Source organism: Kitasatospora sp. NPDC101157, assembly GCF_044768255.1.
In the GTDB taxonomy this organism is placed as follows: Bacteria; Actinomycetota; Actinomycetes; order Streptomycetales; family Streptomycetaceae; genus Kitasatospora.
The window spans coordinates 50,885-72,806 of record NZ_JBIWPL010000026.1; the positions used below are offsets into that span (position 1 = coordinate 50,885).

15 protein-coding genes are annotated in these 21,922 nt (G+C 76.1%); 13 read left to right on the forward strand and 2 right to left on the reverse strand.

The window, feature by feature from the left end:
- Positions 1-165: 165 nt before the first annotated feature.
- The 5 genes from ACIRVF_RS34850 to ACIRVF_RS34870 are packed head-to-tail and all read left to right on the forward strand — an operon-like array spanning position 166 to position 7,028.
- A complete protein-coding gene (locus ACIRVF_RS34850) occupies positions 166-1,344 on the forward strand; it encodes an AAA family ATPase (protein ID WP_402827133.1) in 1,179 nt (392 codons plus the stop codon).
- Positions 1,341-1,784, forward strand: a complete 444-nt coding sequence (locus tag ACIRVF_RS34855; protein ID WP_402827135.1) for a hypothetical protein — start codon at positions 1,341-1,343, stop codon at positions 1,782-1,784. The genes ACIRVF_RS34850 and ACIRVF_RS34855 overlap by 4 nt, the downstream gene beginning before the upstream one ends.
- Positions 1,781-2,098 carry a hypothetical protein gene (locus ACIRVF_RS34860; protein ID WP_402827138.1) on the forward strand — a complete coding sequence of 106 codons (318 nt, stop codon included), beginning with the start codon at positions 1,781-1,783 and terminating at the stop codon, positions 2,096-2,098. The genes ACIRVF_RS34855 and ACIRVF_RS34860 overlap by 4 nt, the downstream gene beginning before the upstream one ends.
- Positions 2,095-3,765 carry a hypothetical protein gene (locus tag ACIRVF_RS34865; protein WP_402827140.1) on the forward strand — a complete coding sequence of 557 codons (1,671 nt, stop codon included), beginning with the start codon at positions 2,095-2,097 and terminating at the stop codon, positions 3,763-3,765. The genes ACIRVF_RS34860 and ACIRVF_RS34865 overlap by 4 nt, the downstream gene beginning before the upstream one ends.
- Positions 3,765-7,028 (forward strand): bpX6 domain-containing protein, encoded by a 3,264-nt coding sequence (locus ACIRVF_RS34870; RefSeq protein WP_402827142.1) that lies wholly within the window; start codon positions 3,765-3,767, stop codon positions 7,026-7,028. The genes ACIRVF_RS34865 and ACIRVF_RS34870 overlap by 1 nt, the downstream gene beginning before the upstream one ends.
- Before the next feature lie 19 nt (positions 7,029-7,047).
- On the opposite strand, the gene ACIRVF_RS34875 is transcribed toward ACIRVF_RS34870, so the two are convergent.
- Positions 7,048-7,890 carry a TioE family transcriptional regulator gene (locus ACIRVF_RS34875; RefSeq protein ID WP_402827145.1) on the reverse strand — a complete coding sequence of 281 codons (843 nt, stop codon included), beginning with the start codon at positions 7,888-7,890 and terminating at the stop codon, positions 7,048-7,050.
- A 95-nt stretch (positions 7,891-7,985) separates the two neighbouring features.
- On the opposite strand from ACIRVF_RS34875, the gene ACIRVF_RS34880 reads away from it, so the two are divergent.
- Entirely contained in the window at positions 7,986-9,230 is a 1,245-nt protein-coding gene (locus ACIRVF_RS34880) for an erythromycin esterase family protein (RefSeq protein ID WP_402827148.1), read from the forward strand.
- A gap of 71 nt (positions 9,231-9,301) precedes the next feature.
- Here the strand turns inward: ACIRVF_RS34880 and ACIRVF_RS34885 are convergent, their stop codons facing one another.
- On the reverse strand, positions 9,302-10,243 hold the full coding sequence (locus ACIRVF_RS34885) for a LysR family transcriptional regulator (protein ID WP_402827151.1): 942 nt from the start codon (positions 10,241-10,243) through the stop codon (positions 9,302-9,304).
- A 72-nt stretch (positions 10,244-10,315) separates the two neighbouring features.
- On the opposite strand from ACIRVF_RS34885, the gene ACIRVF_RS34890 reads away from it, so the two are divergent.
- From ACIRVF_RS34890 to ACIRVF_RS34920, 7 genes are all read left to right on the forward strand, one after another.
- The gene (locus ACIRVF_RS34890) at positions 10,316-10,963 is read left to right on the forward strand and encodes a maleylpyruvate isomerase family mycothiol-dependent enzyme (RefSeq protein ID WP_402827154.1); all 648 of its coding nucleotides are present in this window, start codon (positions 10,316-10,318) and stop codon (positions 10,961-10,963) included.
- 152 nt (positions 10,964-11,115) lie between these two features.
- Positions 11,116-12,240, forward strand: a complete 1,125-nt coding sequence (locus ACIRVF_RS34895; RefSeq protein WP_402827157.1) for a PP2C family protein-serine/threonine phosphatase — start codon at positions 11,116-11,118, stop codon at positions 12,238-12,240.
- 475 nt (positions 12,241-12,715) lie between these two features.
- Entirely contained in the window at positions 12,716-14,140 is a 1,425-nt protein-coding gene (locus ACIRVF_RS34900) for an MFS transporter (RefSeq protein WP_402827160.1), read from the forward strand.
- Positions 14,141-14,181: 41 nt separating this feature from the next.
- Positions 14,182-15,441 carry a non-ribosomal peptide synthetase gene (locus ACIRVF_RS34905; RefSeq protein ID WP_402827163.1) on the forward strand — a complete coding sequence of 420 codons (1,260 nt, stop codon included), beginning with the start codon at positions 14,182-14,184 and terminating at the stop codon, positions 15,439-15,441.
- A gap of 268 nt (positions 15,442-15,709) precedes the next feature.
- Positions 15,710-18,796: an amino acid adenylation domain-containing protein gene (locus ACIRVF_RS34910; protein WP_402827166.1), complete on the forward strand. Its 3,087-nt coding sequence runs from the start codon at positions 15,710-15,712 to the stop codon at positions 18,794-18,796.
- Positions 18,793-19,968: an acyl-CoA dehydrogenase family protein gene (locus tag ACIRVF_RS34915; protein ID WP_402827169.1), complete on the forward strand. Its 1,176-nt coding sequence runs from the start codon at positions 18,793-18,795 to the stop codon at positions 19,966-19,968. The genes ACIRVF_RS34910 and ACIRVF_RS34915 overlap by 4 nt, the downstream gene beginning before the upstream one ends.
- A 38-nt stretch (positions 19,969-20,006) precedes the next feature.
- Positions 20,007-21,785: an amino acid adenylation domain-containing protein gene (locus ACIRVF_RS34920; RefSeq protein ID WP_402827172.1), complete on the forward strand. Its 1,779-nt coding sequence runs from the start codon at positions 20,007-20,009 to the stop codon at positions 21,783-21,785.
- Positions 21,786-21,922: the final 137 nt, after the last annotated feature.

The following is a 21,922-nucleotide window of genomic DNA, read 5'->3' on the forward strand; positions in this document are numbered from 1 at the left end:
GACACAGGACCCATGGGCGGGACTCCGAGTTGGATTTCCCGATGAACGGCCCGGCGGACAGGTCGCACAGCACGCCGGCGGGGGTGAGGATGCCATCACGGCTCCCGGGACGGAGGGGAAACGCGTTGGTGGGCGGCGCCGGGGCCGCCGTAGACTCCCGTACTCGTGACCGAGACGATCATCGCCGCCCAGATACCCGGCCCCGCTGCCGGGCAGCCCGCAGAGCTCACTGCTGACGCGGACCTCCTCGCCGCCGCCGTGGCGGCTGCCGGACGGGGCATGGTCGGCCGTGAGACGGTGGCCGAGGTGGTGGCGTTGTGTGCCGTCGCGGGTGAGCACCTGCTGGTGGTCGGGGTGCCCGGTACGGCCAAGTCGGAGGCCGTACGGCGGGTGGCGGCGCAGCTCGGTGGGCGGTACTTCGAGTACCTGCTCGGCCGTTTCACCGAGCCCAACGAACTGTTCGGGCCGGTCGACCTGCGTCGGCTCCGTGAGGGCCGGGTCGAGTTCGAGACCGCCGGGATGCTGCCCGAGGCCGAGATCGCCTTCCTGGACGAGATCTTCCTCGGGTCGACCGCCGTCCTGAACACCCTGCTCGGGCTGCTCAACGAAAGGGTCTTCCGGCGCGGTCGCACCGAACTCGCCAGCCCGCTGCGGATCTGCGTCGGCGCTGCCAATCACCTGCCCGAGGACCCGGCGCTGGCCGCCTTCGCCGACCGGTTCCTCGCCCGGGTCTTCGTCGAACCGGTCGCCGACGCCCGCCTGGAGGAACTCCTGGAGTCCGGTCGCCGCCCGGCCGCTCCCGCAGCCACCGGAGACCTGCTCGGTGCCCTCGACCGGCTGACCGCCGCCGCCCGCCGCTGTGACCTCGACGCGGTGACCCCGCTGCTGGCCACCGCGCTGCGCCGACTGCGCGCCGCCGGTGTCCCGGTCAGCGACCGGCGGGCCGTCCGTTCCCAGAACCTCGTCGCGGCAGCCGCCGCCCTGGACGGCCGCACTGCCGCCTCCGTCCGCGACCTGTGGGTGCTCCCGCTGATCGCCCCCACCGCCGACAGCCAGACCCTCGCCCGCGAGACCCTCGCCGACCTGATCGACCAGGCCGCCAACCGGAGCCTCGCGCACACCGCCGAGGAACTCTCCCGCAGCACCGCGGCCCGCGCCGAGCGTCTGCTGCGGACCGGTGCCGCGGTGCTCGCCGAGCACGGCGGCCTGCCGGACGGTCAGGACTCCCGGCTGCGCCTGGAGGCCGTACTGCGCGAGATCGACGCGGGTTTCGACCCGGCCGACCTGCCGGCGCCGCTGGCCGGGGTCCGGGCGGGCCTGGTCGCGGTGGTCGCGCCCTCGTGACCGGGGTCGGGCTCAGCTGGCAGCGCCGTGAACCACCGCTGGAGGCGGTCGCGGTCCTGGCTCTCGGCAGCGCCGTTCCGGCCCTGGCGGCCGCTACGCGCTTCCGGCTGGAGAGCGGGTGCCGCCTCGCGGTGGTCGCCGACGGGTCGACCCCCAAGGGGCTGGCCTTGCTGGTCCTCGGAGAGGCGCGGGACCTGCCGTGGGCCGACGGAGCCCGCTACCTGGGCACCGAGGGCGGGGTGCTGGTGCCGACCACGGCCCGCCCCCAGCCCGGTGCGTCGCTGTGGCGGGCGGCGCTGGGCGCGGCGGACGGGCAGTTGTGCGTGCTCGTCCCCGGTCATGCCCTCGTCGGGGACCGGCCGGTGCCGGGTTGCGATCCGGCGGACCTCGACCGGTTCCTGGTGCCCGACGGTGCGACGGTGGAGGGTGGCCGGACATGAACGGCAGAGAAGCAGGCGTCGCGGCGCTGGAGCCGATCCGGCGCAACCCGGAGACCAGCGTGGAGTTCGGCACCCGATTCGCGGTACCGCAGGTCGCCGTGAAGGCAGTGAAGGCAGTGAAGTCGGTGCAGGCGGTGCAGGCGGTGCAGGCGGTGCGGGCGGTGCGGGCCGTCGAGGACGTGCAGCGCGGCACCGGGACGGCGATGGCCGTGTCGGTGGACCCGGCGGACGGCCGGGTCGAGGAACAGCGCAAGCGGCTGGAACGGGGCCTGGACACGGAGACGACGGCGGCCCGCGGCGAGGCCCTGCGGTGACCGCCGCACTCGCGCCCTGGGCCGGGACGCTGTCCGTGCTCACCCCCGAACTCGCCACCGCGCTCGGCCCGTTGCTGCGCCGCCTGGACGCGCTGATCGGCGAGCGCGAGCCCGTCGCCGGAGCGGAGGGCGAGCCGGACGGATACGGCGGTCTCGCCCGCGGTCGACAGCCGGAGCGTCTGCTGCCGTCCGAGTGGCTGCTCGCCGAGGAGTTCCCGGAGGAGTTCCTGCGTCGCTGGAGCGACGGTGAACTGCTGGAGCTGGAGACCGAGTTGCGGGACAGCAGCAGCCGCGGGCAGGTGGTCGTCCTGGTGGATGCCGGTCCCGCGCAGGCGGGGGCGGCGCGGCTGGTCCAGCTGGCCGCGCTGCTGGTCCTGCACCGGCGCGCGGCGGCCCGGGGCAGTGAGCTGCTGGTCGGGGTGCTGGGGGACCCGCCCGGGCAGCTGATCGGCGGCGATCTCGCCGATCTTCTGCCGCGCTGGCTCAAGGCCCGTCGGCACACCGACCCCACCGCCGAGGACGTCCGGTACGCGGAACGGGCGCTTGACCCGGCCGCGCACTGCTGGCTGCTCACCTCACCCCGGCTGGCCGCCCAACTGCCCTCCCGGCAGCGGACGGTGGCGAGCGAGGAGGCCGGCTGGAACGCGGCGGGCGTCGTGCGGGTGTCGGTCCGGGTGGACGGTGCGCCGGCCGTCGAACTGCCGCTGCCCCCGGCGCCGATCGCCGTCCGCGCGCTGCGTGGCGGTGGGTTCGGCAACTCGGCGCAGCTGGACGCCCCGCTGCCCGCCGTCGGAGGAGCGCTGCCCGCCTTCACCACCGGAGCCGCGACCCTGCTCACCCGCGGCCGGGATGCCTCCGTGCTCATCGCCCTCGGAGTGTCGGGCGGGGGCTCGGTCGACGGTGCTGCCCGGCCGCGCCGTCATGAACTGCTCGGCCCGGCCGTCGCGGCAGGGCGCCAGGGCGGGAGGCTGCTGGTGCTGTACGCGAAGGACGAACGGCTGATGCTGCACGTGAGCGGCCGCCCGCTGGGCGGACCGAAGGCCTACCGGGTCGAGGGGGCGGACGTCGGGTTGCCCGCGCTCGGCTCCGCCGAGTTCGCCGAGCTGATGGCCCGGCCCGTACTGCCGCTGCTGCGCGAGGGCGACGACCTGGTGCTGCCGCTCGCCGGTCAGTGGCGGAGGATCCAGCCCGGCGGCCGGGCGAGCACCGACGGGCCGGTGGTCTCCACCGAGGGCGGTCGACCGTTCCGGCGGTCGAGCGAACCGAGGCTCTCGGCCACCGCGCTGCCGACCGAGGCGGTCGGAGCGAAGCATCTGGTGCACGGCGCCGACTCCGTCGGCTGGTCCGCCGACGGGCGGAACTGGGAGGTGAGTTCGGCCCGGGGTGGCCGGCGCAGGATCGATCTGGGGGAGGGCAAAGCGGAGGTGATCGGGCTGGTGGAGCACGGAGCCGAACCCGTACTGATCACCTGCACCCCGGCCGCCGGACTGGTGCGGGCCGTGCGGGCCGACGGCGTCCGGACGCTCACCGCACTCTCCGGCGGGGCGAACGCCCCCGCCGTCCACCCGCGGCTGCCGCTGCTCGCCGCCGAACCACGCCCGGGCCGGGTGCTGATCGCGGACGCGGTCAGCGGACGCTCGCACGCCGTGATCAGGAGCACCGACTGATGAACAGCCCTCTCGTCGAGGCGGCCGGATTCCTGCTCGACGTACCGCTGATCGGCGCCGCCGAGGCGGCCGGACGCGTCCTCGCGCACTGGCAGGACGGTGCGCGGCTGTCAGAACTTCCGGACGGGCGTTGGCTGTTGAGCCTTCCCGAGGCGGTGCGCGCCCGTGCCGACCGGGCCCCCGGCGAACCGCTGCGCGCCGTCGGCGGGGCGCTGGTGGCGGGATCGGGGCGAGTGGCCGGTGAGTCCGGTGAACTCGTCGTGACCGTAGCCGGTCTGACGCAACGTCATCTCATGGCCGACCTGCGAACGGTGGAGCCGTCGGAGTGGCTGGACCTGAGCGGGCTCACCCTCCACCGGCTGGGGCCGGTCGGAACCCCTGTCGTGGCCGAGCCGGTGGAGACGGACCTCCCGCGCCCGCCCGTCGTGGACCTGCGGGCCGCGGCCGGGATCCCCGAGCGCAGCCGACGGGCCGGACGGCTGCTGGACGAACACCGCCGCCAGGATGCCGGACGGGCACGCCCGGCGTGGTTGCTCCTGGTCATCGGGGCGTTGGTGTTCTTCGCCCTGTACCTCCCGCTGGCCTCCCTGGAGGGCTTCGGCCGTGTGCCGGTGATCCTGCCGGTGATCATCGGCGTGAGCGTCGGTCTGTCGTTCGCGCCGTACGCCGGGGCGCGGATCGTGCGCACATCGCGGGCAGCACGGCTCGCGTGGATGGCGCGAACGGCTCGGACGGCGCGAACGGCTCGGACGGCGCGAACGGCTCGGAGCCGGCCGGTGCGGGCCCGTCGGAACGCGACGGCCAAGGAGGCCCGGACGGTCCAGGCGCGAGAGACCCGACGGGTCCGACGGGCCGGCGCCGGGGCCGCTGCGGCGCAGCAGCCGGTCGGGCGGCGGGAGTGGTGGGCCCTCTTCCTCCCGTCGCTCCTCTGCCTGCTGGGCGGCATCGCCGGGCTGGTGGACGACTTCGACATCCGCGGGCTCGTGCTGGCGCTCATCGGTGCGTGCGGGATCGCCCTGGCCGTGCTGCCGAGGATCCCCGCCCTCGCCGAGCGCGTCCGCGCCGCCCAGGGAGCTGAGGCGAAGACCGCCGGAACGGCCCGCTCAGGAGCCGCCGGAGCCGCCGGAGCCGCCGGAACTGCCGGAACAGCCGGTGCCGCCCGGAAGCGCCCGCCCCGGCACCCGCGCGGCCAGTGGCTGGCCCGCCTGGCCCTGCGCAGCCCGGCCGGTCCACTGTTCCAGCAGCGCCACGTTCGCTACCTGCGGAAACTCGACCGCTCCTTCCGGAGGCGCAACTGGGACGACGCCCTGCGCGACGCCATCCGGCTCTCCGGCGGTGCCGAGGGCCGCCCCGGGCGGGGTCTGCTGACCCTGCGCATGCCCGGCCGCTTCACGGGCGCCCTGCGGCCCAGCCCGCAGGAGCGCGGCGGCACGCCGATGGCGCTGCCGCTGAGCGGGCCGACCGTCCACCAGCACCTGACCGACCTCTACCGGGACGCCGCCAAGGCCCTGGAACACGACGGACGGATCGACGAGGCCGCGTACGTGCTCGCCGACCTGCTGGAGGTGCCCGTCGAGGCCGTTGCCCTGCTGGACCGGCACGGCCGCACCGCCCGGGCCGCCGAACTCGCCGAAGGGCGCCGGCTGGCGGCCGAGCTCGTGGTCCGGCTCCACTGGCGGGCCGGGAACCGGGACCGCGCGGTGCGGATCGCCCACCGGCGGGGCGCCTTCGCCACCGCCGTCGAACGGCTGACCGAGACCGACCCGGCGGCGGCGCGCGAGCTGCGCACCGCCTGGGTGGAGCACCTCCGCCGGGCGGGCGACCGGCTGGGCGCGGTCGAGGCCGCCTGGCCGGACGAGACCCTGCGCCCGGGCGTGCTGCCCGACCTGCGCGAGGCCGCCGAACTCGGCGGCGCGGCCCGCGGACGGGCGCTGGTCCACCTGCTGGCCCTCGGCGAGGACGTCGTGGAAGCCGTGCGGGCGCTGCTCGTCGTCGAGGCGCCTGGGGCCGAGGCGCCGGGCACCGAGGGTGCGGCCGCCGTGGCGGCCCTCGCCGAGCTGCGGTGCGCCGATCCGGCCGTCGACCGCGAACTCGCCACCAAGGCCGTACGTGCCCTGGTCCGCAGCGGGGGGCTCGCCGGACGCGCCGACGGACGCTCCCGGAACTCCCTCCACGCCCGGCTGTCGAAGCGGGCGGACCCGCTGGCCGCCGCCGACCTGCCCAAGCCCCGGCGAGCCGAACCTGGCCGCCGCGCCCCGATCAGCGTCACCGCCGCCGACCGCCCCGGCACCCTTCCCGTCCTGGACGCGGTGTACCTGGACTCCGGTGCGGTGCTGGTCGCCTGCGGTCAGGCGGGTGTGCGGCTGCTCAGCCCGGACGGCCGGACCCGCACCCGCTGGGACGTGCCCGCCGACCAGCTGGTGGTCGCAGACCACGGCGGCACCGTCCTGCTGACCGCGCGCTACGGGGAGGTGCGCGAGCTGCACCGGCTGGACCTGGCCACCCGCAGGGTCGAGCGCTGGACGGCCCTGCGGGTGCGCGGGATCGTTCCCTCCTACGACGGCCGCCACCTGCTCACCGTCGACGGGGACGGCCTCGCCGTGCTCGACACCTGCGCCGCCCGTCCGACCGTCGTCCACCGCGAACTCGGCGGCGACCAGCGGATCCTGGGCCGGATCGCCCGCACGCCCACCGGCTGTGCGGCCGTCGTGCACACCCGGGGCGGCGGCCACCTCGCCGAGCTGACCGAACTGTGGCGCTGGGACCAGCCGGGCTGGGAACTGCGCGCCCGTACGCCGGTCGGCGTGACCGACGACGCGGACGACGCCGAGGACACGGCCGGGACGGGCAGCCCGGGCAGCACGGGCGACGCGGACCGGCGTACGGGCCAGGCGGGAGAGCGGGTGACGCTCGCGGACGGGCGGCTGCTGCTGGCCGGGCCCGGGGCCGCCCCCGGGACGAGCCTGCTGCGCTGGACGGTGCGCGGCAACGCGGAGCAGACCGTCACCGGCCCTCCGGTGAAGCTCAGCGCCGACGGTGCGCACTGGGCGTTCACCGAGCGGTCCGGGACCGGCCTGCGGACCACCGTCGGGGCGGAGGCCGGGGCGGCCTTCACCGCCGTCGTCCCCGGCGTGACCGACCCGCCGGTGCACCTGCGCGCGCACGCCGGGGTGGTCACCGCCTGGCACCGCAGCGGACGGGTGTTCGCCGTGCGGGCGGACGGGTCGGAGCTGCTGGCCAACCTCCGGGTCACGGCCGGCTGAGGGGCTGTCGGGTACCTGGCTACCGAGCGGGTGGGCCGGTGTCCTGGCCGTCCGTGATCGTCTTCGTCGGGGACCGGCGCCGGGTCGCGGGCACCGCGCTGCCGGACGGTTCGGCGGACAGCGACAGATAGGCGTCGAGTCGCGCGGCCGCGGTGAGCATCGCCCGGCCGCGGTCGGTGAGGCGGTGCTGCCAGCCGTCGAGGGCCTCGGCGAGGCCGGCCGTGCCGCCCGCCGTGCGGATCTGCTGGACCACGGTGGCGATGTGGGGCAGCGGGTAGCCGCCGCGGCGGAGCAGGTGGGCGAGTTCGGCGTCGCGGGTGTCGTCAGGGTGGTAGCGGCGGTGGCCGGTGGCGCGGTCGCGGGGCGGGGTCAGGATGCCGGCGCTCTCCCAGGTGCGCAGGGTGGCAGGGGTGAGGCCGAGGCGGTGGGCGAGTTCGCCGATGCTGAGCGGGACTCGGGGCGGTTCTCGGAGCCGGTCCTGGTGCGGGCCGCGGAACGGGCCAGGGCGCGCGCCAGGGTGGTCGACCGGTTCGGCCCGCTCGGCGGAGAGGTGGTCGACGGCCTGGCGGACGGCGGTGAGTGTCTCCCGGTCGCGCAGCAGCTGGGCGTGGCCCTGGTCGATGGCGGTCAGCGCCTCGTCCGGGCGGCCGGCGTGCAGGGCGGTCATGACGAGGCCCGCGATCGCGTGCCCGTACGCGGGCACGAGGGCGAGGAAGGCCCGCAGGGCGGCGGCGTGCAGCGGGGTGTAGATCCGGTAGCCGCTGGAAGTGCGCTCGGCGGGCGGGAGGAAGCCGTCGCGCTCGTAGTTGCGCACGGCCTGGGTGGAGATGCCGTGCTCGCGGGCGAGGTCGGTGGGGCGCACGACGATGTGTCCTCACGATTTAAGGTTGTGCCGGTAACGGCCGGGAATCAAAGGCAAAAGTCTCAACCGTTCCTTCAAGGATACGCTTGAGGTCCATGAGCCAGGACATTCGGGATTTCCTCACCCCCTCCTGCGAACTGCTGGCGCTCGGTGAGCCGACGCACCAGGAACCGGCCTTCGGCCGGGTCCGCAACCGGCTGTTCGCCCAACTGGTGGAGCGGGGCTTCCGCTCGATCGCGCTGGAGACCGACCGGGTGGCCGCGTTCGCCGTGGACGACTACGTCCGGCACGGCGTGGGCAGCCTCGACGCGGTCCTCGACGAGGGCTTCACCCACGGCTTCGGCGCTCAGCCGGGCAACCGCGAACTCGTCGTCTGGATGCGGGATTTCAACCGCGACCGGGAGCCGGACGACCGGCTGGCCTTCCACGGCTTCGACACCCCGACCGAGAACACCATGGCCCCCAGTCCTCGTGGCTACCTCGAACACGCCCGTGACTACCTCCGGCTCGATCCCGGCGCCGGCCTCGGCCCCGGCACTGCGTCCGGCGCCGGCCTCGGCCCCGGCACTGCGTCCGGCACCGACCTCGGCCCCGGAGTTGAACTCCGCTTCGACATCGCCGAGTTGGCCGGTGAGGACGAGCGCTGGAGCCGGGAGCAGGCGGTGCTGGACGCGGAGAGCTCTCCCGGTGAGACTCCGGAGGCCGTCCGACTGCGCCGGATCGCCGACGACCTGCTGACCCGACTCCACCTCCGGGCACCGGAGTTGATCGAAGCGACCTCGCGCGCCGAGTGGTTCCGGGCCCGTGCTCGGCTGCAGGCCGGGCTGGGGCTGCTGCGCTACCACGCGCAGGCGGCGGTCCAGGGCCTCGGACCGGGCGACCGGGTGTCCGGGCTGCTCGGCCTGCGGGACGCGCTGATGGCGCAGAACCTGCTGGACATCCTGGCGGTCGAGGCCGGCCGCGGGCCGACGCTGGTGTTCTCCCACAACCTGCACCTCCAGCAGGCCCGGAGCGCCTGGGCCGGCGGTGACCTGGACTGCCGCTGGAACGGCGCGGGCCGCATCGTCGGTCCGCTGCTGGGGGAGCGGTACGTGTTCGTCGCCGGCAGCCTCGGGCGCAGCGAGGTGCTGGGGCTGGCCGATCCGGCACCGGGGACGTACGAGGCGCTGCTGGGGCAGGGGTCGGACGCCGCCTGGGCGCTGGTGGAGCCGCCGATGCCCGGCGAGGGCCGGGCCCGTACGGACCCGGCGCCGCAGCACGGGTACTCCTTCGACCGGGCGAGCTTCGACGGGGCCTCCGCGGTGCTGCACGTCGCTGACGGCGCGGCGGCAGCCGGATAGCCGCCCGGGGCCGGCAGCGGCCCGGTAACGGCCCGTCGCGGCCCGTCGCGGCCCGCCCGGCAGCGGGCCCGTCACGGCCCCGGGTAGGCGGCGCGCAGATGGGCCAGCAGGGCGGCGGTCGGCGGTGCCGGCGGCCGCCCGGTCGGCCAGGCCAGCGCGACCCGCACCCGGGGGACGGGACCGGTCAGCCGCCGGACCGGCAGTCCGGCGCCCGGCCCCGGGTCCGGCAGCACCGCCACGCCCAGCCCGTGCGCGGCGAGTTCCGCCAACTGCGGTGGCGCGGCGGCCTCGACGGCCACGGTCGGGGCCGCCCCCACCTCCGCGAGGGCCCGTTCCAGCGCCGTCCGCATACCGGTGCCGCGCGGGGTGCTCACCAGCGCCTGCCCGGCGAGCGCGGCGACCGGCAGCGGGCCCTCCGCGGCGGCGAGCGGATGGCCGACCGGGCAGAGCGCGACCAACGGGACCTCCAGCACCGGGTGCAGGCCGAGTCCGGGCAGGGCCGTCCAGCCGTCGTCCCCCTCACCGCCGCTCGCGGCGGTCGGCAGACCGATCACGGCGAGGTCCAGCCGCCCCTCGCGCAGGCAGTCCAGCATCCGGGCGGTGGTGTCCTCGGCCAGCGAGAAGTCGATGCCGGGGTGGTCCTGGCGGAAGGCCGCGAGGGTGGTGGCCAGCCCGGGGAAGGTGCCCAGGGCCGGCGGCGGGGTGAGCGCGGCGCCCGCGACCATGCCGAGCCGCACCCGCCCGCGCCGCACACCGTCGAACTCCTGCGCCGTCCGCCGGGCGGCCGTCGCCGCGGCGAGGGCGGCCCGCGCGTGCGGCAGCACCGCCTCGCCGACCGTGGTCAGTCGCACCGACCGGCCGGATCGGTCGAGCAGCTGATGGCCCAACTCCCGCTCCAGCCGCCGGATCTGGGTGCTCACTCCGGGCTGGCTCAGGTGCAGCAGCTCGGCCGCCCGGGTGAAGCTGCCGTGCTGGGCGACGGTGACGAAGTACTGGAGCTGCCGGAGTTCCATAACTGTTGATCATAGGTGCCAGAACCACCCGGTCTTGGACGGGGGGCAGCACCCGGCCGCAGGCTGGTGAGCATGAACAGCGCGCAGCGGGAGCATGGCATCGGATGGATCCGCGAGCAGATCGCGGCGGAACGACGGGAGCTCGCCGGGGTGTTCGCCGGCCTCACCGCCGAGCAGTGGAACTCGCCCTCGCTGTGCGAGGGTTGGCGGGTCCGTGAGGTGGTCGCGCACATGGGCACGGGCTTCCGGCACTCCACGCTCCGGACGCTCGGGGAGCTCGTCCGCTCCGGCGGCAACGTCCACCGGATGGCCGACCGGTTGGCGCGCCGCGACGCCGCCGCCCTCACCGGGGCCCGACTCGCCGCCGCTCTGGCCGAGCACGCCGAGCACCCCTGGCGGCCACCCGTCGGCGGCCGGATCGCCGCCCTCGCCCACGACGCCGTCCACGGCCTCGACGTCACCGTCGCCCTCGGTCTGCCCGAGCGTCTCCCGCTGCCCCGGGCCGCCGCCCTGCTGGGCTCGGTCTCGGCCCGCAGCCTGCGCTTCTTCGGCGCGCGGCTGGAGGACGTCCGGCTGCGGGCCACGGACCTGGACTGGTCGTACGGGCAGGGGCCGCTGCCGGTGGAGGGGCGGGCCGAGCACCTGCTGCTGGTGACGTACGGACGGCGGCTGCCGGCGGGGCTGCTGTCCGGAGCCGGGGCGGAGCGCTTCACGCGCTGAGGCGGGCGCGTCCGGGCCCCGGTCCGTCGCGGCGGGGACGGGAAGCGGGGAGGCGGCTGTCCCGCCCCACCGTCCTGCGCTCCGCCGCCGCCCGTGCCTACGATCGGAGGAACCTCCCTGCTGGGTGCAGTGAGACGGGAACCAGGTAGCCGATGGCCGAGAAATCCGTGCAGTGGCCGCCGTACGTGCGGGTCGCGCCGTGGTTGCTGATCGTCGGCGGGCTGGTGTGGAACTCGCTGGATCCGTCCGACTACTGGGGCGATCCGCTGCTCGCGGCGGCCGCTGTGCTGTCCGGGGCGCTGCTGGCGCTGCGCGACACCGTCGCCGTTGCGATGGCGAACGTGACCGGGATCCTGGTGCTGTCCCTGCGGGACGGGTCGTTCGGGACGCAGGACGGGTACCTGGAACTGGTCAACACCGCCTTCGCCGCGCTGCTCGGGGTCGGTGTGAACCGGGTGGTGGCCCGGCACGGTCGCAGGCTGGCGCGGGTGCGGTCGGTCGCGGAGGCGGCGCAGCGGGCGGTGCTGCCGGAGCCGCCGGGGCGGGTGGCGGGTCTGGAGGTCGCGGCCTGCTACCGGGCGGCCCAGGACGAGGCGCTGATCGGCGGGGACGCGTACGCGCTGCAGGCCACTCCGTACGGCGTGCGGGTGCTGATCGCGGACGTGCGGGGCAAGGGGCTGCACGCGGTGGGGGCGGTGTCGGTGCTGCTCGGGGCGTTCCGGGAGGACGCGCACCGGGAGCCGGACCTCGCCGCACTCGCGGACGCGCTGGAGCGCACGCTGGTCCGCGAGAGCGTCGCGCTGGGCGAGGAGCTGCGGCTGGAGGGGTTCATCACGGCGCTGCTGGTGGAGTTCCCGCCGGGGGAGGCCGTCGCGCGGACCCTGGACTGCGGCCACCCCGGGCCGTACCTGCTGGGCGAGGGCGCGCCGACGGTGAGCCGGTGGGACGCGGCCGATCCGGGGCTGCCGCTGGGGATGGGCGTGCTGGGGGTGGCCCGTCCGGAGGTGGAGACCCGGGCCTTCCCGCTGGGGTGCACGCTGCTGCTGGTGACGGACGGCGTGACCGAGGCGCGGGACGCGGCGGGGGAGTTCTACGACCCGGTGCTCGGGCTGGCCCCGCTCGGGCCGTTCGCCGGGGCGAGGCAGGCAGTGGACGCGTTGGTGGCCGACGTGGCCCGGTGGACGGGCGGGCCGCGCGACGACGACATGGCCGTGCTCGCGGTGACCCGGCGCGGGGACGAGCCCGGGGCCGCAGCGGGGGCGGGACGGGCGGCCTGAAGTGCGCCGGACGGCGGCCTGAGGAGCGCCGGGCGGGCGGACCGAACAGCGCCCGACGGGCGGTCCGGTCAGGGGCCGGCGGGCGGCCGAAACCGATGGGTGGCGTGCTCCGGGGCGGCCGGTCACGGCTCTGGACGGTCACGCCGGTATCACGGTGAAGTTACGGAAGGTGCCTGCTCCATCGATTCCGGCCAAATTGAGCGCCGGCCTCCGATGGCCGGAAAGCGGGTGTCCGGATAGCGGACGGGGAAATGGACTGCCTGGTCGCAGGCCCGCCCGGACGCGTCGGCAGGCCGGGATGCCTTGCCCCACGGGCGGTGACGGTCGCCGGCCGGATGGTAGCCGGAGCGCAAGGGCCCGTCAGGGAGGCGCAAGGGCCGGTCCCGGCAGTGGCGGGATCCGGCCGACCCGCGCTTCGTCCGGAAACGGTCCTGGTGCTTGCCCGGTGTCGAATGTGTGACCGAGAGTCGCATCGATGAACGAGAAGCCTCACCCCCGCCGGGCCCGTCTGTTCGGCCACCGCGACTTCCGGCTCCTGCTCACCGGAGCCGCGGCGGCCCAGACGGGCAGTCAGGTCACCCTGGTCGCCCTGCCCCTGGTGGCGGTGGTGGTGCTCGACGCCACCCCCTTCGAGGTCGGTCTGCTCACCGCCGCCGAGACGGCCGCGTTCCTGCTGGTCGGCCTGCCGGCCGGGGCCTGGCTGGACCGGATGCGCAAGCTCCCGGTGCTGATCCGCGCCGACGTGGTGCGCTGCCTCGCGGTCGGGTCGATCCCGCCGGCGGCGGCGCTCGGGGTGCTGACCATGCCCCAGCTCTACCTGGTCGCGCTGGTCACCGGGGTGGCCACGGTCTTCTTCGACGTGGCCCACCAGTCCTTCCTGCCCGGCGTCCTGCCGCGCGACCAGCTGGTGGCCGGCAACGGTGCGCTGGAGACGGTGCGCTCCTCGGCGCAGATCGCCGGGCCGGGGCTGGGTGGTGGGCTGGTCCAGCTGCTCGGCGCGCCGGTCGCCATCGTGGCCGACGCCTGCGGCTACCTCGCCTCGGCCCTGCTGCTCGCCCGGATCCGGGTCGAGGAGCCGCGGCCGGAACCGGACCCCGGACGCTCGCTGCGCGCCGAGGTGGCCGAGGGCGTGCGCTTCGTGCTCGGCCACCCGCTGCTGCGGGCCATCGCCACCGCCACCGCCACGTCCAACCTGTTCGCCGCCGTGCTGATGGCCGTCCAGACGGTGTTCTGGGTCCGGGTGCTCGACCTGTCGCCCGGGGCGATCGGCGCCCTGCTGTCGGCCTCCGCCGTCGGCGGGCTGGCGGGCGCGCTCTGCGCGGGGCAGCTGTCCCGCTGGGTCGGGCAGGCCCGGCTGATCTGGCTGGCCACCGTGGTGACCGCGCCCTTCGCGCTGCTGTGGCCGCTGTCCGGCGGCGCCGCGGGCGCCCTGCTGTTCGGCCTCGCCTCGGGCGTGGTGCTGTTCGGCGCGGTGGCCTACAACGTCGCCCAGGTGAGCTTCCGCCAGAGCGTCTGCCCGCCCGAGCTGCTCGGCCGGATGAACGCCACCATGCGCTTCCTGGTGTGGGGCACCATGCCGATCGGCGCGCTCGGCGGCGGACTCGTCGCCGACTGGGCCGGCCCGCGGGCCGCCCTGTGGCTGTGCGCGGCGGGCTTCCTGCTGGTGCCGGTGCCGCTACTGCTCTCGCCGCTGCGCGGGATGCGCGATCTGCCCGCGGCACCGCAGGAGGCCCCGGCCGTGGACGCGGCGGAGGCCCAGGACGCCGCCCCGGCCGCGCAGGACGCCGCCCAGGCCGCCCGGAGCACCGCCCAGGCCGCCGAGAACACCCGGGACGCCGAGCGCGCCGCCGAGAACACCCGGGACGCCGAGCACCCCGTCGCGAGCCCCACCGCACCCTGACCCCCTGACCCGAGCCGAGACCGGAAACCGGAGACCGTTCCGTGCACGCCAGCATCACCGCCGCCTACCTCGCCCGGTACCGCGCCGCCGCCGCCGAATCCCCGGTGGAGCTGCTCCCGCTGACCGGCGCCCAGCGACGGTTCCTGATCACCCGCCGACTCGCGCCGCAGACCCGCTCCGACCTCGCCCCGCTGTTCTTCGCCTTCCCCGGGGGCACCCTCGACCTCGACCGGCTGGGCCGCGCCGCCGCCGCCGTCGCGGCCGGCCACCCGGCGCTGTGCGGCGCCTTCGCGACCGTCCGCGGCACACCCGTACTGCGCACCGGCGGCCCCTCGGTCGAGGTCGCCCGGATCGACGTGGCGCCCGGCGGCAGCGCCGAGGACGCGCTGCGCGAAGCGCTGCTGGACTGGCCCCTGGACGGGCCCGCGCTGCGCCTGCTGGTGGCCCGGGAACCCGGCGGGCGCGAGGAGTTGCTCTCCCTGGCGCTGGACCACGCGGCCTGCGACGAGCAGTCGATCGGGGCGCTCGTCGGCGAGCTCACCGAGGCCTACCGGCGGGACGAGCCGCCGGCGGCCGGCCCCGGCCCGCAGGCCGTCGCCGCCTTCCGGGAGGCCGTCGAACTCCAGCTGGCCGCCGAGGAGGCCGCCGCCGGGCCCGCCGCGCGCGCCCACTGGGGGCGCCGGCTCGCCGGCCTGACCGGGGCGGGCGGCGGCGCCGCGACGGCCGCCGGCCTGCTCACCGAGCGGCTGCCCGCCGTCGAGGGCGGCGCTCGCAGCGCCCTGTTCCCCGCCCTGCTGGACGCCGTCGGCGCCGCCGCGAGGCGGCTGCACCGTACGGAGGGCCCGCTCGCCCTCGGCTACCCGTGGGGCGGCCGCCCGCCCGGCTCGTCCGCCGTGCTCGGCTGCTTCCTCAACACCCTGGTGCACGCCGTCCCGCCGCGTCCGGCCGCCGACCTGGAGGCGCTCTGCGACGACTGGTGGGACGACCTCGACCACGCCGGCACCCCCTTCGACGAGGTGGTCCGGGCCGCCCGGGCCGCCGGGTCCCCCTGGTCGGGCGCGCTGGACGCGATGCTCACCTTCGAGGACCTCCAGCGCCGCCCGCCCCTGGTGCTCGGCGGCGTACCCGGCCGGGAGGTCCACCTCTCCGGCCGCCCGCTCGCCGCGCCGCTGGCCGTCTCCGCCTCCCACGGCGAGGACCTGACGGTGCACCTGGCCTGGGACAGCGAGCGCTTCCCGGCCGCCGAGGCCGAGGCCGCCCTCGGCGACCTGCTCGGAGTGCTGCGCCGCCACCTCGCCTAGGACCCGCCCCGGACCCCCGGACCCCCGGACCCCGGCCCGTCACGGACCCCGGACCCCGGACCGCTCACCACCCCGGCCCGCCCCGGACTCCGGCCCCTCCCGGAGCCCCGCCGGCACCCCGGCCCCTCAGACCGCAATTCCCCGAGGAACCCCGGGTCGCACCCCCACCCCGGTGCGGCCCGGCTCCCACCGGCCGCAGCCGGGACCACCCCACTCCCGCGCCCGGCCACCGCAGTGCCGACACGCCCACCACACAAGGGAATCTTCCATGTTCGCACTCTCTCCCTCGCAGGAGATCGTCTGGCTGCACGAGCAGATGCAGCCGGGCAGCCGCGCCTACAACTTCACCGGCGTCCTCGACCTGTGGGGCACCCTCGACCGGGACGCCCTGCACACCGGGCTCGCCGCCGTCCTGGCCCAGCACCCGGGTCTGCGCCTGGAGTTGGTGCCCCGGCCGGAGGGCCTCCCCGGCCAGCGGGTCGCCGAGGACTGCCAACCCGTGCTGCGGCACAGCGACTTCACCGCCGAGGCGGACCCGGAGGCCGTCTTCCGCCGGCTGCTCGCCGCCGAGGCCGAGGAGCCGCTGGACACCGAGCGGGCCCCGCTGCTGCGCTGGCACCTGGTCCGCCTCGCCGAGGACCACCACCGGCTGATCCACGTCGAGCACCACCTCGTCCACGACGGCCACTCCTTCGCGATCTTCCTGCGCGACCTGTTCACCGTCTACCGCGCCCGCGTCCTCGACCAGCCCTACGAGCTGGCCACCGCCCCCTCCTACGAGCAGCACGCCCGCACCGAGGCCGACCCCAAGGCCCGCGAGCGCGCCCTCGCCTTCTGGACCAAGGAGCTGGCCGACGCGCCGCGCGAGGTCACCCTGCCCGGGCTGGCCCGGCCCGGCGTCGAGCGCCGCCACCGCGGCGGACAGCTGCGCCAGTCGATCGGCGCCGACCTCGCCGAGCGGCTGCGCGAGCGCAGCAAGGCCGACGGCCACACCCCGTTCAGCACCCTGCTCGCCCTGTTCGCCGAGCTGCTGCGCCGGCACAGCGGCCACCGCGAGGTGACCGTCGGCACCGCCGTCGGCAACCGCCCGGAGGGCTACGAGGGCACCGTCGGCATGTTCGTCAACACCGTGCCGCTGCGCCTGCGGCTCGACCCGGCCGCCTCCGGCACCGACGCCGTGGACGAGGTCACCGACGTCCTGATGCGCGCCCTGCCGTACCAGGACCTGCCGGTGCAGGAGCTGACCCGCCGCCTCGGGCTGCACACCGGCGGCGCCGACAACCCGCTGTTCAACGTGATGTTCAGCGCCCACGACGCCGCGCTGCCCGACGTCCAGGCGCCCGGCCTCGACGTCTCGCTGTACGAGGGCTTCAACACCGGCACCACCCGCTTCGACCTCGACCTGGTACTGCTGCCCGACGACCGCCGGGTGGTCGGCGAGAAGCACGGCGCCGCCGGGATGACCCTGATCTGGGACTACGACGCCGACCTGTTCGGCGAGGCCAGGGCCGTGCTGCTCTCCGAGCGCCTGCTGGAGCTGCTGCGCTGCTACCTGGACAGCCCGGAGGCGGTGATCGCCGAGCTGGCCCCCGCGCCGCAGGCCGAGCCGGCCGCCCCGGTCGCCCGGGCCGACCTCGACCCGGCCGCCGCCCACGACCCCACCGCGCTCGCCCTGCTGGCCGGCACCGAGCGGATCAGCTACGGCGAACTCGACCGCCGCGTCGGCGAGTTGGTCGACCGGATGCGCGCCGCCGGGGTCACCCCCGGTCAGCCGGTGGCCGCCGTGCTGCCGCGCGGCACCGACAGCGTGGTCACCCTGCTGGCCTGCCTGCGCCTCGGCGCCGTCTACGCGCCGCTGTCCACCGAGGATCCGGCCGCCCGGCTCGGCCTGCTGCTGGAGCGGCTCGCCCCCGCGCTCGTCCTCGCCACCCGGCAGAGCGCGCTCGCCCTGCCCGCCGAGGGCGTCACCCCGGCGCTGCTGGACGGTCCCGCCTTCCCCAAGGCCGAGCCCGCCGCCGTCCTGGACGGCGCCGCGTACATCATCCACACCTCCGGCTCCACCGGCGTGCCCAAGCCCGTCCTGGTCGGCCGCGAGGCCCTCGCCGGGTACGTCGCCGCGATCGCCGCCCGCTACGAACTCAGCCCCGCCGACCGGGTCCTGCTGTTCGCCCGGCCGTCCTTCGACGTGGCCCTGGAGGAGGTGCTGCCCGCCCTCGCGGCCGGCGCCGCGCTGGTCGTGCCGCAGCGAGAGGTGCCCACCGGCCCGGAGCTGGTCGCCGTGCTCGCCGCCCGCGGCGTCACCGTCGCCAACCTGCCCACCAGCTACCTGCTCGCCGTCCGCGAGGACCTGCGCGAGGCGCTGCGCGACGGCCGCTGGTCGCCCCGGCTGCTCGTCCTCGGCGGCGAACGCCTGCCCGCCCGGGCGCTGGCCGGGCTGACCGAGGCCACCACCGTGCTCAACGCGTACGGCGTCACCGAGGCCACCGTCACCTCCACCGTCCACCAGGTCACCGCGGCCGACGTCACCGAGGACGGCGAGATCCCGCTCGGCACCGAACTCGACGGCGTGCGCCTGCACGTCCTGGACGAGACGCTGCGCCCGCTCCCGTACGGCTGCGTCGGTGAACTCGCCGTCAGCGGCGACCTGTTGGCCGAGGGCTACGTCGGCCTGCCGGAGCCCACCGCGGCCCGCTTCACCACCGTCCCCGCGCTCGGCGGCCTGCGGGTCTACCGCACCGGCGACCGCGGCTACCGCGACACCGAGGGGCGGCTGCGCTTCCTCGGCCGCGCCGACAACCAGGTCAAGCTGCGCGGCCACCGGATCGAGCTGGAGGAGATCGAGGCCGCCGCCTCCGCCGAACTCGGTGGCCGCTCCTGCGCGGTGGTGCTGCACACCGACCCGCAGACCGGCCCCCGCCTGCTCGGCTTCCTGGAGGGCGCCGAACGCCCCGACCAGGCCGCCCTGCACACCGCACTCGCCCGCCGGCTGCCCGGCGGACTCGTCCCCGCCAGCTGGACGGCCGTCGCCGAGATGCCCACCCTGCCCGGCGGCAAGCCCGACCGCGCCGCCCTCGCCCGGCTCGCCGAGGTGGCCCCGGAGGAGCCGGCGAGCGCGCCCAGCACCTTCTCCGACCCCGGCCAGGAGCTGATCGCCGCCGCCTGGCGCGAGGTGCTCGGCCACGACCGCTTCACCGCGGACTCCCACTTCTTCGAGGTCGGCGGCCACTCGCTGCTGGCCGCCCAGCTCGCCGCCCACCTGGAACCGCACCTGGGCAGCCGTCCGCCGCTGCGCACCCTGTTCCGCCACGCCGTGCTGGCCGACCAGGCCCGCGTCCTCACCGGAGGCACCAAGTGAGTTCTCCCTCCGCCGTGTTCGAGGACGGCCACCGCGAACTCGTCGACGCCTTCGAGAGCTTCATCCGCCGCGAGCTCGTACCGCTCGCCGCCGAGCTGCCCGAGACCGCCGACCAGGTCCCGGGCGACCTGCGGGCCTACGTCCGCAAGCGCTCCGCCGCGCTCGGCTTCTACGCCGGCGACTACCCGGAGGAACTCGGCGGCGCCGACATGCCGTTCCTCGCCGTCGTGCTGCTGCACCACGCCGCCGGGCGCAGCGGCTGCGTGCTCGCCCCGTACGCGCTGGCCGGCTCCGACGGCCCCAGCCCGCTGCTGCGGCACGGCACCCCCGAGCAGGTCGAGCGCCACCTCGTCCCGCTGGTGCGCGGCGAGCAGACCCGCTGCCTGGCGCTCACCGAGCCGCAGGCCGGCTCGGACGCGTTCCACCTCACCACCACCGCCGTGCGCACCGGCGACACCTGGGTGCTGAACGGGCGCAAGACCTTCGTCAGCAACGCCGAGCACGCCGGGATCGCCCTGGTGGTCGCCGCCACCGACCTCGGCGAGGGCGCCGGACCGACCGCCGGGGCCACCGCCTTCGTGCTGCCGATGGACCAGCCCGGGCTGCGGATCGGCCAGCGGTACGAGGGGATGTCCGGCGAGCCGCTGTTCGAGCTGCTGCTCGACCAGGTCACCGTCGGTCCGGAGGCCGTCATCGGCGGCGAGGAGGGCCTCGGCGCGGCCACCGCCCTCGCCATGGACAGCCTCTCCCGCGGCCGCCTGGTGGTCGCCGCGATGTGCAACGGCATCGCCGAGTACGCGCTGAAGGCCGGCGTCGAGTACGCCCGCGAGCGGCGCGCCTTCGGCAAGGTGATCGGCGAGTACCAGCACGTCCAGGAGCACCTGGTGACCACCCGCGCCGAGGTGGAGTCCTCCAAGCTGCTCACCCTCGCCTGCGCCCGCCTCGTGGACGAGGGCACCGAGTCGCCCGAGAACGCGGCGCTCGCCAAGCTCACCGCCTCCGAGACCGCTGTCCGCGCCGTGGACCGCTCGCTCCAGGTGCACGGTGCCACCGGCTGGGTGCGCGGCCACCCGCTGGAATTCCTGTACCGCTACGTCCGGATGACCACGATCATCGAGGGGACCTCCGAGGTCCAGAAAGTGATCATCGCCCGCTCCATGGGCTTGAACTGACGGTTGTTTCGCACGTACTACGCACGCGTCTGGAGACGATGATGGAATCCCTGAGCATCGGGTACGGCCGTCCGCACCAGGACGGCGCGGTCCTCGACCTGTTCACCAGCTGGGCGCACCGCACCCCGCAGGCGCCCGCCCTGATCGACGGCGAGCACACCCACAGCTACGCCGAGCTCGACCGCCTCGCCGACACCGTCGCCGAGGCCCTGCGCGGCAAGGTCGGTGAGGGCGACCTGGTCGGCGTCTGCCTCGGCCACTCCGTGGAGCTGGTCGCCGTCACCCTGGCGATAGCCAAGCTCGGCGCCGTCCACCTGCCGCTCGGCCCGCGCCCCGGCGTGAAGCGCCTGCAGGCCGTCGCCGAGCAACTGCGGCCGACCTGTCTGGTCGGCGAGGCCGACGTGCTGCCGGCCGGTGGCGAGCGGCTGGAGCTGGACCTGCCCGCCGGCGGCGTGCTGGCCGCGCTGACGCCCGGCGAGCAGGTCGAGGTGCCGGCCGGCACCCACTACGCCGTCCTCACCTCCGGCTCCACCGGCACCCCCAAGGCCGTCGCCGTCACCGAACCGGCCCTCGGCGCACTGCTGCAGTGGTACCGCGAGCTGATCGGCCTCGGCCCCGGCGAGCGGCACAGCCTGCTGATCGGAGTCTCCTTCGACCCGCACGTCCTGGAGCTGTGGGCCGGCCTCACCTCCGGCGCCGCGCTGGTCGTCGCCCCCGAGGCCGTCCGCTGGGACTCGGGCGCGCTCACCGACTGGTGGCGCGAGGCCGGCATCACGGCCTGCGTGCTGCCCACCCCGCTGGGCGAGCCGATCCTGGCCCGGCCCTGGCCCACCGGGCTGGCGCTGCGCCACCTGTTCATCGGCGGCGACCGGCTGCGCCGCCCCGCCGGACCGGAGGTCACGGCAACCGTCCACAACGGCTACGGCCCGGCCGAGGCGACCGTCGTCACCACCGTGCACAGCATGGCCCCCGGCGGCGACCACGGCGCCGGCGCGCCGCCGATCGGACTGCCGGTCCCGGGAGCCGTCGTGCTGGTCACCGACGAGCAGGGCCACCCGGTGCCCAGAGGGACGGCCGGCGAACTGCGGATCGGCGGCCGGGGCCTGGCCGCCGGGTACCTCGACCCCGAACTGACCGCCCGCCGCTTCGTCGAGACGCCGCCCGGCGTGGACGGCACCGACCGGGTCTACCGCACCGGCGACCGGGTGGTGATGCGCGCCGACGGCGTGCTGGAGTTCCACGGGCGCCTGGACGACCAGGTCAAGGTCAGCGGGGTGCGGATCGAACCGGCCGAGGTCGAGGCCGCCTTCGAGCGCGACCCCCGGGTGCGCCGGGCCGTGGTCGCCGCCGAGACGGCCGCCACCGGCGTACGGCTGCTCGCCTTCGTCCAGACCGAGGAGGACGCCGAACCGGCGAGCCTGCTGGACGCCGCCCGGCCCTGGCTGCCCGAGCAGGCCGTGCCGGCCACCGTGCGGCTGGTCGAGACGTTCCCGCTGGACGCCAACGGCAAGGTGGACCGCGCGGCGCTGCTCGCCGCCGAGCCGCAGGCCCCGGTGGCGGTGGTCGAGGACGGTGACACCCCGGTCGAGCGCACCGTGCTGAAGCTCTGCCGCGAGCTGATCGGCCGGGCCGACCTCGGCCCGGAGGACAACTTCCTGGACTCGGGCGGCAATTCACTCGCCGCCGCCCGACTGCTGGAGGCCCTGGAAGAGGAGTACGGCGTGCGGCTGCGCGCCCCCCTCGTGCTGCGCCAGCCCGACCTGCGGGCGGTCGCGCGGCTGGTCGAGGAGCGGACGCCCAGCGCCTCGCTCAGCTGACCCCGCAGTACCTCCTGTCCTGAACAGCGGCGCCCCGGCCCCACCGCCGGGGCGCCCCCCACGGAACCACCCATGAACCACCCCCACCCCACCCTCGCCCCACCCCCCACCCAACACCCCCAGGACGCCCCGCCCGC